This window comes from Kribbella sp. C-35 (assembly GCF_046549195.1).
GTDB lineage: Bacteria > Actinomycetota > Actinomycetes > Propionibacteriales > Kribbellaceae > Kribbella.
Genome location: NZ_JAJPWG010000005.1, coordinates 790092 through 808133, shown reverse-complemented (window position 1 = coordinate 808133; position 18042 = coordinate 790092). Strand labels below are relative to the sequence as shown.

Sequence of the window (18042 nt, the reverse complement as noted above, 5' to 3'; positions counted from 1 at the left end):
CGTCTCCTAGCGATCCCTGGGCGGTGCGGTCGACTTCCTGATCACCACGTGCGTCCCGAGCATCAGGTGCTGATCCTGCGCGTAGTCGTCCCGATGCAGTGCGAGCCGTACGGCGGAACGCCCGAGTTCCTCGTGCGGGATGTGGACCGTGGTCAGCGCCGGATGGAGATCGGCGCTGAGCGGAATGTCGTCGTACCCAGCGACCGAGACGTCCTCAGGGACCCGGAGCCCGGACTCGTGGAGCGCGGCGAGGACACCGCTGGCGACGATGTCCGTGATGCCGACGACGGCGGTCATGCCGGTGTCGCGGGCCAGCAGGGCCTTGGTCTGCCGGTAGCCGGACTCGCGATCGAAGGTGCCGCCGGCAACGAGGCCGGGATCGACGGTCAGGCCGTGCGCCGCGTGGGCGCGGGTGAAGCCGTCGAAGCGTGCGCTGGTCGTGGTGTGGTCCGGCTCGGCAGCGCCGACGAACGCGATCCGGCGATGGCCAAGTGAGAGCAGGTAGTTCGTCACCGCGAACGCGCCGCCCTCGTTGTCGTACTCGACGACTGTCGCCGGTGCGTCCGGACCTATCGGCGGGCGCCCGCAGAGCACCAGGCGCGAGCCGACCCGCTCGAGGGAACGCGCGATCTGTGCCATCCGCTCGAGGTGTTCCGGCGTACGCATGCCGCCGCCGACGAGCACGACCGCCTCGGCCTGTTGCTCGCGCATCAGTTCGATGAGTTCGAGTTCGCGATCGGCGTCGCCGTGATGGGTGCAGACGAGACACACCCGGCCCTCGGCGGTGGCTTGCTGCTCGACGCCTTGCCCGATGTAGGCGAACAGCGGGCCGACGAGGTCGCGGACGATGAACGCGACGGTCCGCGTCGTGCCGCCGACCAGGGCGCGGGCCTGCGCGTTGATCACGTAGTCGAGGTCCTGGACGGCCCGGAGCACCCGTTTCCGGGTCGAGGCGCTGACCGGGTAGTTCCCGGCGAGCACCCGCGAAACCGTCGTGGCGCTCACGCCCGCGGCCGCGGCGACGTCCTTCACCGTCGGACGGCTCCCGAGGCTCACTCCAGCCACGCGCCAACCCCTTTGTCCGTCGAAAATTTCTGTCCGGGCCTCGCCCTGACTTGGTGTAGAAAACGTTAACTATGCTGCCATCCATGGCGGCGAATGTCGAAGCCCGCGGGGTTCCGATCTGGCTGAGCGACACCGGTACGGGTGATCCGTTGCTGCTCGTCCATGGCTGGGGTGGTGACAGCCGCGCGTGGAGCGGCCTGAGTTTCGCGGGCCGCCGTGTCATCACGGTGGACCTGCGCGGTCACGGGCGTTCGCCGGTACTGCGGCACGGGTATCGGCCGGCGGACTACGCGGCAGATCTCGCGATGCTCGTCGACCGAATGAATCTCGGGCCGGTCGTGGCGGTCGGGCACTCGATGGGCGGACAGATCGTCGCGGAGCTCGCACTGGAACGCCCTGACCTGGTCGCGGCGGTCGTGGTCATCGATCCGGCGTACGGCGCGGACGAAGCAGAGGTAGCCACCTTCGAGCAGCGTCTCGCCGCGCTCCGGAACGACGGACCGAAGGCGGCTGTCCGCCAACTCGGACTGCCTGCCGGCGCGGTTCGCGACCAGTTGCTCGCGACACCGGGGCATGTGCTCGCCGACAGTTACGCAGGGATGTACACGGACCCAGATGCCTTCGGCGCGCGTCCAGCCGCTGCCAGTCGACTGGCGGGCCTGACCCGACCACTCCTGTGCATCCGCCCAACTCCCACGATGGCCGCGTGGGACATCAGCCTGTCGCTGCCCTACGGATCACGAGTCGTCCTGTGGAACGGCTGCGGCCACTTCCTCCACCACGAGCGTCCGACGCAGTTCGTCAACCTGATCGAGAGTTGGCTGACCTCACTGCCCGAGTCGCCTGATAGAGCCTGTGGAAATCTCCCCCGAGAAGATGCGCGCGGAAACTATCCTGGATCACGCAACGTGTCCGACCTTCCCGCATCGGAGCAATCATGGAAGCCCTCTACGACCTCCCGAACGGCGACCGAGTCCGGGTCATCGACACCCCCACCGTCGGCCAGAGCCTCGGCAGGGTCCTCGAACTCTTCCGTTCCGGCAACACCGCGCCGGTCTTCTTCGGCGACCAGCCTCGTCCGGAGGGTGTCGTCATCTCCTTCGAGCAATGGTCAGAGTACGAAACCTTGAAGGAGGACGCGGACAACGACCGCCGCCGGGAGGACATGGTCCGCCAACGCCTCGCCAACGACGATCCGTCGAAGTGGGAGACGTACGAGGAAATGATGGACAGGTACGGGCTCGACCCCGACAGCGACGAGTTGAAGCCGAAGGGCGGTGGCACGACCGACGGTGACGGGACGCCGTGACCTACTACCTGATCCACCATCCTGACTTCAGTCGGGACATGGACCGGCTGCACGAGGCCTGGAAGCAGGACCGAGACAGCCCCGCCGGCCGCGAATTCCAAGCAGCGGTGGCTGCGCTGCGGGCGTTGCGTGAGGAGCGCGAGGGGGAGTACCAGGGCAAGCAACTCGGTTACGGGCCGCAGTCGTACGACCTGCGGGACTGCGCGGAGCTGAAGGTTCCCGTGGACCGTGAGTTCACGCCAGGTGGGTTCGAGCGAGGGCCGTCGCATCGGTTGGTCTACCGCGAATTCGATCCGCTGCCGGTGATCGAGGGTGATCGAGTTGTGCAGGATCCGGACGCTCAGCCCTACCGGCAGCCGATCGCTTTCGCCCACCGTTCGAACGATCCCGCGGACATAGCGGGGAAGCGCTTGGGCCGGACACTGGGTATGCCTTCCCAGGAGCTCCTTGGGGTGACCGGCGGAGGACGTCCGGACATTGGGCCCCAGCGGGAGGGCGTGCGGACGACGCCGCATCGGATTCCGGTGCCGGGCGATCTGCTGAGGCAGGCGCAGATCCTTCGGGACAGCCCGCCGGCCAGCACGGCGCCGAAGTTGGCCGCGGCGCCGCAGGCGAACGTCAACCGACCTGGTACAGGTATGTCCAAGTCGAAGGAACGCTGACAACACCCGATCAGGACTACTCGTGAAGACCCGTCCAGCGTGAGAGCAGGCTTCGAGAGGGAGGGCTGAGTCGGAGCGGGGTCCGGGCTCTGACCCGTTGCTCGCTTCAGAACGGTGGAGGGTCGTGGGTCTTTTGCTCCTGTGCGATGGGGCCGCGGGCGGGCGGGACTGTTGTGTAGCGGTGGCCGGTGGGTGCGGTGAGGGTGACGGAGCCGTCGGGGTGGGCGGTGCTGGTCCATCCCCACGCCGGCGTGTCCTTCACGACGTGGTGGTACTCGCAGTAGGGCACAAGCCCGGTGAGGGTCGTTCGGCCGGTTTGTGCGAAGGGGGTTGTGTGGTCCCGGTCGCATTCGCGGGAGGTGCGGTTGCAGCCGGGCCAGGCGCAGACGGGGTGGCGGGCAAGCAGGGTTTCGGTGACGGCGGTGCCGGGGTCGTGGCGGGTGGTGGAGGCATCGAGGACGACGCCGTTGGTGGGGTCGGTGAGCAGGCGTCGCCAGGTGCCGTCGGTGGCGATGCGGCGCGCCATCTCGGCGGGAATGGGCCCGTAGCCGGTGAGTTCGCAGGGGTTGTCGTCCATCCCGAGCAGGGTGGTGATGGGGACGAAGATCTCGATGTGGGGTCGTCGGCGGTGGTGGTCGGGTAGCCGGCGGCCGAGCCAGTCGAGGCCGTTGTGCAGCATGTGTTCGAAGACGTCGACGATGGCATCGGCACGCCGCTGCTCGGCGGTGCGATCGTCTCGCATTGGTTCCCCGTCTGCCGTGGCACGAACCGCACCAGTCGTTGCCTCTGGCGATCGATCGGCCGCACAGTTGCCGGCCGCATCGGTTGCTGGTGCGCCGTCGGCACTGGCGGTCGGCACGGACGAGGTGCCTCGTTTGGCGAGGTCGGCCATGGCCTGCACGACGACCCACATCTGCTGGATCTTGTCGGCGGTGTGGACGACCCAGAGACCGGCCATGCCGTCGGCCAGCGGCACGATTTTGCAGGTGCGGTCTCGAACCGCCTCACGGTGCCGGTTGGCCTCGTCCGCGGCGCAGTGTTTGGCGACCTGTCTGCGGAGGGACTTGCGCAGGTTGGCGTGGGTCTGGGACGCGGCACGGCGCAGGACATGGGATTCGACGGCTTGGGCCGCGTCGTCGGGCAGGTGCCGGGTGGCCTCGGAGATCGAGAGGGCCTTGGACCACGTCAGGGCACCGCAGCTCAGTGCGGTGTGAGTGGCGGCGAGTGGGCCGGTCAGGTGCAGGGCGGTGTCGATGTGGCGAGCGGCGGTGTCCTTGGACAGGTGCAGAGCGGCGCCGATCTCGGCGGCCCAGGAGCGCTCGGGATCGATGGGGCGGCCCGAGGAGTCGATCTGGGTCGGCCGGGGAATCTCTGTTGCCTGGGCCTTGCGTTGGCGGACGAACGACGCCATCGCGTCGGCCTTGATCGACTCCGCCCACGACACCATCCGGGACGCGGCCTTCATCAGTTCGATCAGCGCCATCGGCGACTCGCACTGTGGTCGCACCGGCTCCAGCGCGGCGGCCAGTTCGGCGCCGGGTGGCAGGAACACCCACGCCGGCGCCTTCAGGCGCAGCATCTCGCGTTCGGTCTCGTCCTGATCTACCCCGGCCCACAACTCCCACTCCAGGCCGTCGACCCGCGACATCGGCGGCAGGTCGTCGTACAGATCCTCCTCGCACAGGTACCGGGGAGGATGCGGGTCCTCGGGGTCATACAGATCATCGGGAGGCTCCACGGCGTCCAACCAAGCCGCCTCCGCTCCATCCAGCGAAGGCGTGACCTCCTTCTCCATGGTCGCCGTCATGCACTTATATTAGAACAAATGTTCGACAGCTCAAAATCGGCTGCTCGGTGTCATGTCGCAGGACATCGGTGACAGTTCTGCATCAGGACATCGGTGACACTTTCGGGGATCTTGGTGGTGGCACTTCGGTGAGTCGGCGGCGCGGGTGAGGGCCTGGCTCGGTCGATCGCGCCGGTGCCGAAGAACGAGTCTGTTGATCCCCGTGTCCGTATCGCGATACCAGGAAACTCAAAACGCGCAATGATGCGCGCGACCGGGCCCTGGGATGCGAAGTCAGGAAACTGTGATCAGCCCCGGGCCTGCCTCGATTGCGACGTCACCCGGATCCACATCGTGGCCCGCGTCGCAACGGATGCGGACTCCGACGGCTGCGCCGCAGGCGCGGTGGGTCGCACGCAGGGGCGGGCCCGCCTCGTCGGTCTCCCACTTCGAACCCCATTGAAGCAGGGCATAGACAACGGGCTGGAAGTCCATTCCCTTGGCGGTCAATTGGTATTCGTGCCGGGTCCGCTGACCGGGCTCCTGGTAGGGCACCCGCTCCAGCAGCCCGGCGGCGGTCAGTTCCTTGAGCCGGGCTGCCGCCGCGGGCTCACCGATCCCGACTCGGTGGACGAAGTCCTCGAATCGGCGGGTGCCGAAGATCGCCTCCCGCAGGACCAGGATCGCCGAACGAGTGCCGACGACGTCGATCGAGGCGGCGACCGAGCAGTTGGCCATCGACCAGGTCTCCCGGTGGCTGAGCAGATCTGTCATGTCACGAGTGTAGGGCTGACTTGCGTGGACAATAGTCTGGATCGTACCCTGACTTAGATAAACAGAAGTCAGCCCGACTGCAGCGGCGTCGCAGAGACGGCCGCCTGGGCGGATGGTCGTGAGCTGGTGCCGCGGATCGAAGGTGGGCGGGATGACAGACATTCTTGATACGCGAAGCGTGCCTGTCGCCGATCGGGCTGAGGTGGTGCGGGAGACGATCGGGAGCGCGAAGGTCCGGGTCGAGATCGATTTCCCGGCCGAGGCCGGGCCGGCGGCTGCCTACGGCGCCATCAGTCAGCTCGGACAGCTGACGGTGTGTTCGGTCCGCTCGAACGCGCTCAGTGTGGAGCGGACCCCGGCCCTGGCCCGGGACGAGCTTGCGCCGAGCATCTTCCTCGGTCTTCAACTGGCCGGTTCAAGCCTGGTCGTCCAGGGTGGCCGGGAAGCGGTCCTCAAACCACGCGATCTGGTCATCTACGACTCGACCGCGCCGTACACGCTGGTCGATTCCGACGGCATCCGCCAGCACTTCTTCCGGATCCCCATCGCTGCCCTGGGTCTGCCGCACGACGCGATCAGACAGATCTGCGCCACGACTCTCAGCCCCGGGCATCCGATCGCCGACCTGGTCGCCACCTATCTGTATCGGCTGGCGAGCCGCCCGGACATCTACGGCCATCCGGCGGCTGACGCGGTGAGCAACCCGAGTGTCGAACTGGTCCGTGCGCTCATCACCACCCACCTGGATGCCACCGCACAGGGGAAGGAACCACCGCACGCGACATTGCGGTTGCGGATCCTCGAGTACGTCCGCGCCCGTCTGGGCGACCCCGGGCTGCACCCCGGCGAGATCGCGGCCGAGCACCACATCTCGGTCCGGCACCTCTACAACGTCCTCGCCGCGGGCGGGATCTCGCTCGGTGACTGGATCCGCAGTCAGCGGCTGGAGGGATGCCGCGAAGACCTCGCCCGGCCAGGGTTGCGATCGTTGACGATAGCAACGATCGCCCGGCGTTGGGGATTCACCGATCCGTCCAGCTTCGGCCGCGTCTTCCGTGCGGCGTACGGGCTCTCGCCGCGCGAGTGGCGAACCCTGGCGGACCGTGATCCGGTAGGCGCCACGGGCCTCTCGACCCTGATCGCGCCGACGGAGTAGTCCGTCTCGGTGGATCATCCGTGCACAGGTATCTGCACGGTGTGCAGGATGACCCGCACAGCGGCGCGAGCGGCTGCGTCGGACCCTAGCGTCGACTTCGACACCACCGACGGTGTCCTCGACGGGCGGCCCAGACGCCACCTTCTGGACGTACGCCGAGCCGTTCACGCGGCGCTGCTCAAGCTTCTCTCCAAGCTCGGCGCCGACCCCCGCCCGGCGAGGCTGCTGAGCGGATCACGACCCTGCAAAGGAAATGCCATGCGTACACCGAAGAAGTCACTGCCCGTCGCCGTCGCGGCTCTCACCGCCGGCGTGCTCGCGCTGGGCGTGGGCAGTGCCAGCGCCAGCAGCGCGCAAACCACGCAGAGCGACGCGTCGCCCAAACCGACGATCGTGCTTGTGCACGGCGCGTGGGCCGACGGCTCGAGCTGGTCCGCCGTCACGGCAAAGCTGCAGAGCGCCGGATACACCGTCGATGTCGAGGCAAACCCGTTGCGCGGTCTCGCAACCGACGCGCTGTACCTGCGTGATCTGCTGGCCACGATCCCTGGCCCGGTCGTGCTCGTCGGGCACTCCTACGGCGGCATGGTGACCACCAGCGCTGCCACTGGCAACCCCAACGTCAAGGCCCTCGTCTACGTGGATGCCTTCATCCCGGACCAAGGCGACAGCCTGGGCGCGCTCGCCGCCGCACAGCCCGGCTCCGAACTGGACCCGAGCAGCTCGATCACCACGGTGCCGATCCACGACGCCGGCGGGAAAGTCGTCAACGCCGACGTCTACATCAAGCCGAATCAGTTCGCGGGCCTCTTCGCCTGTGGCATCCCTGCCAGGCAGGCCGCCGGCCTGGCCGCCACCCAGCGACCGCTGACCGCCAGCACGCTCACTGAGACCCTCGACAGTGTTCCGGCGTGGAAGACCATCCCGTCCTGGGACGTCATCGGTACGGCGGACAAGGTACTGCCGCCGGCGGAGCAGCAGATCATGGCGAACCGCGCCGGCGCGCACATCACCAAGGTCGACGCGCCGCACCTGTCGATGATCTCCGACCCGGACGTGGTGACCGGCGTGATCGTCGACGCCGCCCGTGCCACCAGCTGACCGACCAACCGCCAAGAAGTGCACGGATCGACGACCGATGTCGCGCTCATCGCCAATGCGATCGACAACGGACCCGACGGCCTGCGGGACCTCGTCGACGGGCGACGAGGCTTCCAGCAGGTCCTCGTCATCACCGCCGGCGACAAGATCACCGTCGCCGACCTGGAAGGCGAGATCCTTATCGAGCACCCCCAGGCCCGCGCCCACATCACATGCTCGGCTGTTCGGTGCCTCCTTGAAGTCGAGCTGAGGGTCTGGCGAAAGTTTCTGTCCGGGCAGCACGCCTGCGAACCGTTGACCGGTTGTGCCTGCCGCTCATTAGCTTGGCCGCTCAACCAGCGGTTTTCGAGGAGGAGCGCAGATGCCGGAACCCGATGTCACCTCGTTGTCGACCATGAGCCGCCGGACGTTGCTGATCGCTTCCGGCGGCTCGGTGCTCGCGGGTCAGCTCGGATCCGCCGCCACGTCGTCCGCGGCACCGACCGGGTCCGCGGCGCCGGCAGCATTCAGGCATCCAGGGTTGTTGCACGATGTGGATGATGTGCAGCGGATGCGGCGCGGCGTGGCAGATCGCGTGAGTCCGGCGTACGACGGGTTCTTGGCGATGGCGGCGAACAACAGGTCGTCGTACGACTATGTCGTTCGCAACGTCGGGCAGGTCACTTCCTGGGGGCGTGGGCCGGCGAACTTCATGAGTGAGGCGGTGAACGATTCGGGCGCTGCTTACCAGAACGCGTTGATGTGGTCGGCCACTGGTGATGTGCGATACGCGGACAAGGCGCGGGACATCCTGGACGCATGGTCGGCCAGCTTGACCGCGATCACCGGCGCGGACGGGCAGCTCGGCGTCGGACTGCAGGTGTTCAAGTTCGCGAACGCCGCCGAGATCCTGCGGCACAGCGGGTACGACGGGTGGTCGCCTGCTGCTGTCCGGCGGTGCGAGGAGTCGTTCCGCAAGGTTTGGTATCCGGCCGTGTCAGGCTATGCGCTGTTTGCCAACGGCAACTGGGATCTCGCCGCTTTGCAGGCGGTTCTGGCGATCGCGGTGTTCTGCGACGACCGGGTGATGTTCGAGAACGCTGTGCGTTACGCCGTGGAGGGTGCGGGCAACGGCCGGATCGAACACATCGTCGTGTCGGCGACCGGGCAGGGGCAGGAGAGTGGTCGATCGCAGTCTTATGCGCAGTTGGCGTTGGGGCTTCTGGCAAACTGCGCCGCGGTGGCCTGGAGCCAGGGTGTCGATCTGTTCGGGCGGCTGGACAACAGGATCCTCCGCGGCTTCGAGTACACCGCTCGCTACAACCTGGGCGATGACGCGGTGTCGTTCACGCCCGATCTCGACCGCACCGGGAAGTACGTCAAGACGGCGATCTCCACGATCAACCGCGGCGCTTTCCAGCCGATCTACGAACTTGCCTACGCCCACTACGTCAGCCGGCGCGGACTGTCCGCGCCGAACGTCGAACGAGTGGTGTTCCGGGGCGCCGGCGGCACGCGCTTCGTCGAGGGGAACAGCGACGACCACCCCGCTTGGGGCACGTTCACCCAGGCCCGGACTGCGGTGTCTCAGAGCGCGCCCGACGTACCACCGGGTGTTCCGAGCGGTTTGACGGCGCGGGCGGCGGCCGGCGGGGTAGTGGTGTCGTGGGCGGCGTCGGTCGAACCGCGGAGCGGCGCGGACGCGAGCAGCTACACGATCAGCCGAGCGACCGGCAGCGCTGGGCACTACGCGGTCGTTGCCGAAGGCATTCGATCGACGACCTGGACCGACACGTCCGCGCGCGGACACGCCTACACATACAAGGTCCGGGCCGAGAACCCGGCAGGCGCGAGCAGTGAGTCGCTGCCGGTGAGGGTGGCGCGCCCGGATCCGTGGGTGAGTCAGGACATCGGCCGGGTTGTGGTTGCGGGCAGTACGGGCTACGACGGGGAAATGTTCACGGTCGAGGCAGGCGGCGTGGACATCGGCGGTGAGCAGGACAGTTTCCGGTTCGTGTCTGTGCCGCTGCGTGGTGACGGGGTGCTGACGGCGCGGGTGGTGCACCCGGTGAGTTCGCAGTACGCGACCATCGGCGTGATGATGCGGCAGAGCTTGTCGGCGTCCTCGGCGCATGCCTCGATGCTGATCAAGGGGCTGCCGTTGCACACCTGGAGCGGCGTGTGGACGGTTCGGCCCGTCGGCGGCACGCGTACGACGGCGACGGGCAGCACCGTCGTACCGCCGACGCAACAGCAGAGCATTACTGTCAACGCGGGATTCCCGATCTCCGATCTCGGCACGCTCCCGGAGTCCGCGACTCCCTTGCCGCCGCCGTACGTCGAGGCCGCGAGCGACGGCTACCGGCTGCGGCGACCGTACTGGGTCAGGCTCGTCCGCAGGGGAGACGTCCTGACCGGATCCATCTCACCCGACGGCGTTGCGTGGACCGAGGTCGGCTCGTCCCGGGTTCACCTCGGTCGGGATGTCTACGCGGGTCTCGCGACCTGTGGGGCACTCGGGGTTGACCAGCCGTACGCGGAGTCGACCACGGCCGCCTTCGACAACGTGACCGTCCAGGGATGGACGACTGATGCGCCGGGTGCGCCGCTCGGTGAACTTCGGGGCGGTAGCGCGGAGAGTGCGATCGAGTTGGCGTGGTCCGATCTGGACGTGTCGGCGACGTACACCGTCAAACGCCGGTACGCCGGTGGACCGTACCGGGTGATCGCCTCAGGCGTGGCGCCGATCGGGTTCGGTGTGGAGACCCGCTACCGGGACGTCACGGCGGTGCCGGGCGAGAGCTACGACTACGTGGTCGCGAAGACGAACGCGGCCGGGACCGGGCCCGACTCGTCGAAGCTGACGGTGACAATGCCGACGCCGGCCGTGCCGTCGATCACGAGCGCCGGATCCGCGTTCGCGAACACCGGCACGGGGTTCCGCTTCCGGGTTGCCGCCAGCAACGATCCGATCAGCTTCGCAGCGACCGGTCTGCCGGACGGTCTGTCCCTGGACCGGAAGACCGGTGTCATCAGCGGCAGGCCGCTCAGGACCGGGACGGCCAAGCTGGGTGTCTCCGCGCGCAATGCCGCCGGCGTCGGCTCCGCAGAGGTCACACTCACCGTTGCAGCACCTCCGCCGGCGCCGTGGCAGTACGCCGATATCGGTGACTATGTGCTGGACGAGCGGCAACTCGGGAGCGTCAGCGCCGTCGCGATCAGAACACCGGGGATCACCAGCTACGACGGTCAGTTCACCGTTCGGGGAGCCGGCTCGGATCTGAACGTGATCGGGCAGGGCATGACGGTCCAGTTCGCCTATCTGCCCGTGACCGGTAACGCGACGTTCACGGCGCGCGTCGTGAGTCGGGGCGATGCCGGCCGGGTTGGCGTGCTGATGACCAAGTCGCTGTCACCGTTCGACCAACTGGCCGGCCTGGTCCTTAACGGCGGTACGCCGCAGTTCGTTCAGCGGCTGCGCGTGGCGACCGGCCTCGTGACCGCGACCGGTACCGGTGCGCCCGGCTGGTTGCGCATCCGGCGTACCGGAAACGCCTTCTCCGCGGAGGTTTCCACCGACGGCGAGAGCTGGATCGCGCTCGGCGTACCGGGACAGATCGAGACGTTCGGTTCCGCGCCCTACTACGTGGGGCTGGCCGTTGTCTCGGGCGATCCCTTCGCCCTGAACACCGCCGTCTTCGACCACGTCGCACTGACCTGAAACGGACAGTGGCCCGGCCCTCGAGGGGCCGGGCCACTGTGCGAACTACTTGGCGTATGCCAGAGTGCCGAAACCGGTCTGGTCGAAGCCGCCGCTCGTCGAGCCGTAGTCGCCGCCTCCGCCCTCGGGGCGGACCTGAGCGGCCATGGCCGAGATGTACGGCACCGAGAGGTTCTTACGCCTGGTGTAGTGGAAGTGCAGGATCTCCCACACCGGCCGGATCTGGCCGCGGCTCGCGCTCGAGATGACAGTGTGTTCCTGATAGGCACAGTTCTGGCCGGTGCCCCAGGTGTACTTCGTGAACGGTACATCCTGGCCGAGGTTGTACTTCGCGACGTACTGCGCTGCCTTCAGGAAGCGGTTGTTGTCGTAGCCGTACAGGTCTTCACCCTGGTTCCAGGCCATCTCACAGAACGCGCCCATCTGGCCCATCCCCATCATGGTGTGGCCCTGATCGCGCCCCGACTCCTGCCATTGCGCGAGGCCCTGGTCGTCGTACACGAACGGCACGGCGTGCTTGATCGAGCCGTTGCCGGCGCCGGTCTTGAAGTAGTTGACGGCCTGGTCGTACTTCGCGGCGTCGTCGCAGAGGATGCCGATGGCAAGGATCGAGTTCATGGTGCAGAGATCCCAGTTGGCCCAGTAGTTCGTGATGCAGGCGTCGTTGTGGTTGATGAGGAACGAGTTGTTCATCGGGTAGAAGACGTTGAGCATCATCGTCTTGAACCGTGCCAGGTCGAAGCCCGAGTAGCCGCGCATCAGCTCGGCGACCGCTGCGAACTGGTACCCGTAGATGCCGGCCGCCAGGAACCGGTCTGCGTTGCCGCTGATCGAGGTCAGCGTGGCCGACCAGGCGTTGAGGATGTTGCGTGCGCAGTCGCCGTGCGCGGTCGATCCCTGCACCCACCAGCGGAGGGCGTTCTGATAGGCGGCGTGGATGTCGTTGTAGAGGATGCCGTAGTTCTCGCCGGTGCCGCCGCGGATGATCGTCGCCTGCGGCCTCGGTGCCCAGGTGGACTGCGCATGCGAGTTGGCGGTGAGGCGGTTCCAGCCGGACAGCCATGGGTCGTCGCCCGCCGCAACCCGGACCTTGGCCCGATTGAGGTCACCCCAGTTGTGCAGCGCTCCGGGGTGGGTGAACGTGGCGGGTGCGGCGTCCGCGCGCCGGTCGAATGCGGTGACGCCGGCCATGGCCGCTACTCCCGCAGCGGCCACACCTCCGGCGGCTTTCAGGATGGTACGTCGATCGATCTCCCTCTCGTACATGTCCTTCTCCTTCGGGGCGGTGGTGTGTGCACAGGTGTTCAGCGCACGGTCAGGATGAGGCTCTTGGTGGTGGTCCCGGCGACGTTGGTGACGCTCAGGTTCGCGGCGTACGTGCCGGGGCTGGTCGCGGCGCCGGTGATGACGCCGGTGGTCTTGTCGACGGTGAGCCCGGCCGGCAGATTCTGGGCGTCGAAGCCGATGGGGAAGCCGGTCGCGCTGATCGTGAAGACGACCGGTACGCCGGCGACGAGGTTGCCGGTGTCGGCGGTCGTGATCATCGGAGGCGTTGTCGTCGGGGCCGTGGCCGCGTCCAGCCAGCGCAGGTTGGTCACGTGCTCGTTGACGTGCATGTCGGCCATGTCGGCGACCGTGAACCACCCGGGCTTGCGCATGGTCGAGGCCATCACAGTGCCGTTCACCACGAGGTTCTGGAACGTCACGTCCTTGATGCCGTGCGTCTCGTCGTACCCGAGCATCATCGCGGCCTCCGCGTTCTTGCCCGTGTAGGTCAGGTTCTTGACATAGACGCTCTCGATGCCGCGGCCGGCCGACGTGTTGTACGACTTGTTGTAGGCCACGCGCAGATGGATGAACTGTCCCCAGCGGAAGTCCTCCACGCGCACGTTCTCGATCCGCACGTTCCGGACCAGATTGCTGTCGCCGGGATTGAGCGCGATGGCTCCCTGGTACCACTTCTGCGGTTCGCGGTGGTCGAGGATGTCGACGTTGTTGATCGTGATGTTCTCCAGCACCTCAGGATCGGCCGTGTTGCCGTGGGTGCCGATGTTGATCGGGTGCGCGACATCCGCCCAGAGGCTCGAGTTGGAGACGGTGACGTTCCGGGTGTCGCCGTAGTAGTCCCAGCGGTGCGTGTAGAGCGCGATACAGTCGTCGGAACAGCGCAGGAACGAGTTGTCGATCAGTACGTCGCTACTGGAGAAGATGTCGATCCCGTCGCCCCACTGGCCCGCGCTGAAGTAGCCGAGGTCGGTGATGCTGACCTGCTCGGACATCCCCGCGGTGATCGCGTAGCCGGTCGTCAGATCGAGCATCGAGATGCCGTTGACGCGGATGTTCTTCGAGCCGACGATGGTGCAGCCGCCGCCGTTCGTGCCGTAGATGAGACCGCGTCCGGTCAAGGCGGCGTTCGTGACGTTCTTGAAGATCACCGAGGCCTTCAGTACGGCGCCACCGGCCAGATAGACCGTCTTCCCACTCGGCACCTCCAGTTGCCCGGTCGCGGTCGTGTGCACGCCGGGGCCGTAGTAGATGACGTCCGGGTCGTCGGGGGAGGGGGCGTCGGTCTCGACCGGGCGGGCGAGCAGGTGCAGGCAGTCGAAGATGTCGCCGTTCACCTCGATCATGATCTTGCGCGGCTCGGTGAGCGTGAAGCGCAACGTGCTCTCGTCGATGGTCGGCTCGATCCCGAGGGACAGCGGCCGGATCCGGGCGGTGTCGATGGTGCCCTTCGTGTACTTGACCCGGACCTCGACCGCATCGGCGAAGTCGAAGTACGCCATCGACGACTTCAGCACCTGGCCGGCGCCGGTCGTCGCGTTGATCTCCTTGAGGTTGACCGAGTACGTCGGCACCGCGGTCCAGGCGCCCGCCTTCGTACGGACCTTCACCTCGAACGTGGACGCCTGCGCGATCCCGGCCGGAATCGGGTAGGTGATGAGCGGTGGAACGGACGCGGGCGCGGCGGTCGCGATCCCGGCCTCGGACGTGACGTAGCTGGCGGCAACGGTCGCACCGGCTGCTTGGAGCAGGCGGCGTCGCGTGAGGTCTGCGGTCATCTTCAGGCTCCTTGGCATCTCCGGCGGAAGGCCCTGAAACCTTGTCCGGAGAACCCGACCCGATCAATAGCAACCGCTTCCCACGAAATTTTCGCTCCCGCTGCGTCAGGTGGTTGTCGTACGGCGGGGTGGTGGGGCGGTTGATTCTCGGTAGATGAGGTGGTTGATGGTTTGGGGTAGCGGGGGCGGGATCGGTTCGCCGCGGATCTCCGCGAGGAGTTGGTGGATCGCGGCGCGGCCCTGGGCCTCGCGGTCGACTGCGACGGTGGAGAGTGACGGGGTTGCGAAGCGGCCCATCTCCTCGTCGTCCCAGCCGAAGACGCTGAGATCGTCGGGCACGGTCCAGCCGCGGGAGAGCGCGCCGCGGATCACGCCCATCGCGACGACGTCGTTCGCTGCCACGACCGCGGTGACACCGCAGTCGGGCGGCAGCGCGGTGATCGCGTCGAAACCGGACTGGGCCGACCAGTCGCCGTCGACGGCTCCGACCGATTCCAGTCCGAGGCGTTCGATCGTCTCGAGGTAGACGCTCTTCCGGTTGCGTGCCGAGGCGAAGTTCTGGGCGCCGGCGACATGCAGGAACCTCCGGTGCCCCAAAGAGACCAGGTATTCGATGATCTCGCGGATCTCACTGGCGTCGGCGAGCTCCGCCAAGCCGTGCAACTTGTCGTCGTAGGTACCGTTCTCCACGATCGGCACCCGATTCGAGCTCCTGCCCTTGAGGCTGATCGGCGAGAGGGCCAGGATGCCTTCGACCTGACCGGATCTGGCCAGCTCGTCGATCCGTTCCGAACGCTCGCGGGCGCCGCCCTCGACGCTGACGATCTCGACCTGGTAGCCGGCGTCGTGCGCCGTTCGGGACGCCGCGGCGAGCAGGCGCCCGGGAAAATGCGCTCCCGAGGCGAGCACGATCGCGAGCCGGTTCGTGTGCCGCGTCCGCATGGAGCGGGCGACCAGGTTGGGGCGGTAGTCGAGGGCCTTCACGGCGTACTCGACCTTGACCCTGGTCTTCGGCTTCAGGCTGTCCTTGTCCTGGAGATACCGGGACACGGTCGTGTGCGACACGCCGGCAAGGCTGGCCACTTGGTGGATGGTCGCCGGCCGTTCGGCTGCCGAATCTGCCACGTTCCCCTCCTTGAACCGGGCCTTGACACTAAATCCCGGCTCGGATTAGCTGTCAACTCAGAAGTGGATCGATCACTTTTTTATGGGAGTCGTCTTGAATTCCACTCAACCCATCAGATTCGCCGCCGTCGGGCTCGACCACGCGCACATCTTCGGTCAGGTCGCCGGCCTGATCGAGGCCGGTGCGACGTTCGCCGGGATGGCCACCGACGACCCGTCGGCTGCGGTCGCGGCCACGGCCCGGGAGCGGTATCCCGACGTACCCGTGATCGACGATCCCGACGAGCTGATCGCGCAGGACGGGATCGACCTGATCGTGACCGCCGCCGTACCGGACCGGCGCGGGCCGATCGCGGTCGCGGCGTTGCGGGCGGGCAAGGACGTGATGGCCGACAAGCCGGGGTGCGTCAGCTTCGAGCAGCTGGAGGAGGTCGAGAAGGCGGTTGGCCAGAGCGGCCGGTTCTGGTCGGTGACCTTCTCCGAGCGGTTCGAGGTCAAGTGCGTGGTCAAGGCAGGTGAGCTGGTCCGCGAGGGCCGGATCGGCACGGTCGTGCAGACGCTCGGGGTCGGGCCGCACCGGATCGGGGATCGCGGGCATCTCGCCGGTGGCGGCGGCCGCCCGGACTGGTTCTACGACAAGGCGCGGTACGGCGGCATTCTGACCGATATCGCCTCGCACCAGATCGACCAGTTCCTCTGGTTCACGGGTGCGCGGACCGCCGAGGTGGTGACCAGCGCGGTCGGGAACTTCGCCAACCCCGACGAGCCGGGGCTCCAGGACTTCGGCGAGCTCCTGCTGCGCAGCGGCAACGCCCAGGGCTACATCCGGGTCGACTGGTACACCCCGGACGGGTTGCCGACCTGGGGTGACGGCCGGCTGACCGTGCTCGGCACCGAGGGCTACATCGAGATGCGCAAGTACGTCGACATTGCGGGCCGCGACGGCGGCGACCACCTGTTCCTGGTGGACAAGGACGGCATGCACTACATCGATTGCTCGGACGTCGAGCTGACCTACTACTCGGACGTGCTGCGTGACGTCCGGGACCGGACCACGACGGCCGCGCCGCAGGAGCACACGTTCGAAACCATGCGGCTGGCGTTGACAGCTCAGCAGAACGCGGCCTACCGCGGAGCCGCCCAGTGACTGTGAAGGTCGCGATCGTCGGCTGTGGCAACATCAGCCGCCGGCATGCGGAGGCGTACGCGAACACCGGCCGGACCTCGCTGGTCGGTGTCGCGGACATCGTCGAGGCGAATGCACAGGCGCTGGCCGAGAAGTACGGCGCGACGCCGTACGCGAATGTGACGGAGCTGCTGGCGGCGGAGGACCCCGATCTGGTTTCGGTGACGACGCCGCCCGGTAGTCATGCCGAGATCGCGATCGAGATCCTTGCCGCCGGAAAATCGGTGCTCCTGGAGAAGCCGCCGGTCCTGAGCCTGGCCGAGATGGACGCGGTCGCGGACGCCGAGCGGGCGAGCGAAGGCTCGGTGTGGGTGATCTTCCAGCACCGGCACGGATCCGGCGCACTGCGCGCGGCCGACCTCCTCGGCCGCGGTGCGCTCGGGCGTCCGCTGGTCGCGGTCTGCGAGACGTTGTGGTTCCGGCCGCTCAGCTACTTCGACCCGGACTGGCGCGGTACGTGGGTCGGTGAGGGCGGCGGGCCGACGCTCGGCCACGGCATCCACCAGATCGACCTGCTGCTGCATCTGCTCGGGCCGTGGCGGACGATCAACGCCACGGCCGTACGGCTGGATCGACCGGTCGAGTTCGAGGACGTTTCGATGGCGTCGGTGATCTTCGAGAGCGACGCGGTCGGGACCGTGATCAACAGCCTGGTGTCGCCGCGGGAGCTGAGCAGGATCCGGATCGACACGGCGGGCGGAACGCTCGAGGTGAACCACGTCTACGGCTACTCCGACCAGGACTGGACGTTCCACCCGGCCCCGGACGCGGCGAAGGCGGCGACGCTCGGGATCGATCCCGGCGTACGGAAAGCAGACGCGGTCGAGACCGGCGTGGCGGACGACCCGTGGATCGCGTCGGCAAGTGACGACGTACCGAGCAACCACGAAGCGCAGATCAGCCGCCTGATCGACGACCTACTGGCTGGCCGGCCCCACGACACCACGCTGGCGAGCACGCGGCTGACGATGGAGTTCGTCACGGCGCTCTACGCCTCGGCGATCACCGGGCAGGCAGTACGCCGCACCGACCTGACCCCGGACCACCCGTTCTACCGAGCCCTCCACGGAGACACCCCGAAAACCCAACTCAGCGAGTCGTTCCAGCCCTGAGAGG

13 protein-coding genes and 1 pseudogene are annotated in these 18042 nt (G+C 67.4%); 8 read left to right on the top strand and 6 right to left on the bottom strand.

The annotated features are described in order from the left end of the window. Positions 1 to 6: 6 nt before the first annotated feature. Positions 7 to 1065 carry a LacI family DNA-binding transcriptional regulator gene (locus tag ACLJOO_RS34115; protein ID WP_410791782.1) on the bottom strand — a complete coding sequence of 353 codons (1059 nt, stop codon included), beginning with the start codon at positions 1063 to 1065 and terminating at the stop codon, positions 7 to 9. A 71-nt stretch (positions 1066 to 1136) separates the two neighbouring features. Here ACLJOO_RS34115 and ACLJOO_RS34110 point away from each other — a divergent pair. The 3 genes and pseudogenes from ACLJOO_RS34110 to ACLJOO_RS34100 form a co-directional block, all read left to right on the top strand. After that, positions 1137 to 1808, top strand: a pseudogene (locus tag ACLJOO_RS34110) (alpha/beta fold hydrolase); the annotation flags it as partial. 194 nt (positions 1809 to 2002) lie between these two features. Beyond that, positions 2003 to 2374 (top strand): hypothetical protein, encoded by a 372-nt coding sequence (locus ACLJOO_RS34105; RefSeq protein WP_410791893.1) that lies wholly within the window; start codon positions 2003 to 2005, stop codon positions 2372 to 2374. Continuing rightward, positions 2371 to 3036, top strand: a complete 666-nt coding sequence (locus ACLJOO_RS34100; RefSeq protein ID WP_410791781.1) for a hypothetical protein — start codon at positions 2371 to 2373, stop codon at positions 3034 to 3036. Before ACLJOO_RS34105 ends, ACLJOO_RS34100 begins: the two co-directional genes overlap by 4 nt. A gap of 106 nt (positions 3037 to 3142) precedes the next feature. Here the strand turns inward: ACLJOO_RS34100 and ACLJOO_RS34095 are convergent, their stop codons facing one another. Then, on the bottom strand, positions 3143 to 4843 hold the full coding sequence (locus tag ACLJOO_RS34095) for a DUF222 domain-containing protein (RefSeq protein ID WP_410791780.1): 1701 nt from the start codon (positions 4841 to 4843) through the stop codon (positions 3143 to 3145). A gap of 273 nt (positions 4844 to 5116) precedes the next feature. Beyond that, entirely contained in the window at positions 5117 to 5596 is a 480-nt protein-coding gene (locus ACLJOO_RS34090) for a winged helix-turn-helix transcriptional regulator (protein ID WP_410791779.1), read from the bottom strand. A gap of 151 nt (positions 5597 to 5747) precedes the next feature. Here ACLJOO_RS34090 and ACLJOO_RS34085 point away from each other — a divergent pair, with 151 nt between their 5' ends. From ACLJOO_RS34085 to ACLJOO_RS34075, 3 genes are all read left to right on the top strand, one after another. Beyond that, the gene (locus tag ACLJOO_RS34085) at positions 5748 to 6752 is read left to right on the top strand and encodes a helix-turn-helix domain-containing protein (protein ID WP_410791778.1); all 1005 of its coding nucleotides are present in this window, start codon (positions 5748 to 5750) and stop codon (positions 6750 to 6752) included. A 258-nt stretch (positions 6753 to 7010) separates the two neighbouring features. Further along, positions 7011 to 7853 carry an alpha/beta fold hydrolase gene (locus tag ACLJOO_RS34080; RefSeq protein WP_410791777.1) on the top strand — a complete coding sequence of 281 codons (843 nt, stop codon included), beginning with the start codon at positions 7011 to 7013 and terminating at the stop codon, positions 7851 to 7853. Positions 7854 to 8214: 361 nt separating this feature from the next. After that, positions 8215 to 11553: an alginate lyase family protein gene (locus tag ACLJOO_RS34075; RefSeq protein ID WP_410791776.1), complete on the top strand. Its 3339-nt coding sequence runs from the start codon at positions 8215 to 8217 to the stop codon at positions 11551 to 11553. Between the two features lie 45 nt (positions 11554 to 11598). Here the strand turns inward: ACLJOO_RS34075 and ACLJOO_RS34070 are convergent, their stop codons facing one another. The 3 genes from ACLJOO_RS34070 to ACLJOO_RS34060 form a co-directional block, all read right to left on the bottom strand. Next, complete coding sequence (locus tag ACLJOO_RS34070; protein WP_410791775.1) at positions 11599 to 12819, bottom strand: alginate lyase family protein; 1221 nt, start codon at positions 12817 to 12819, stop codon at positions 11599 to 11601. A 38-nt stretch (positions 12820 to 12857) separates the two neighbouring features. Beyond that, positions 12858 to 14615, bottom strand: a complete 1758-nt coding sequence (locus tag ACLJOO_RS34065) for a glycosyl hydrolase family 28 protein (RefSeq protein WP_410791774.1) — start codon at positions 14613 to 14615, stop codon at positions 12858 to 12860. Positions 14616 to 14720: 105 nt separating this feature from the next. Continuing rightward, positions 14721 to 15740, bottom strand: a complete 1020-nt coding sequence (locus ACLJOO_RS34060) for a LacI family DNA-binding transcriptional regulator (protein ID WP_410791773.1) — start codon at positions 15738 to 15740, stop codon at positions 14721 to 14723. Positions 15741 to 15834: 94 nt separating this feature from the next. Between ACLJOO_RS34060 and ACLJOO_RS34055 the strand changes: the two genes are divergently transcribed. Then, a complete protein-coding gene (locus tag ACLJOO_RS34055; RefSeq protein WP_410791772.1) occupies positions 15835 to 16887 on the top strand; it encodes a Gfo/Idh/MocA family protein in 1053 nt (350 codons plus the stop codon). After that, positions 16884 to 18038, top strand: a complete 1155-nt coding sequence (locus ACLJOO_RS34050) for a Gfo/Idh/MocA family protein (RefSeq protein ID WP_410791771.1) — start codon at positions 16884 to 16886, stop codon at positions 18036 to 18038. The genes ACLJOO_RS34055 and ACLJOO_RS34050 overlap by 4 nt, the downstream gene beginning before the upstream one ends. Positions 18039 to 18042: the final 4 nt, after the last annotated feature.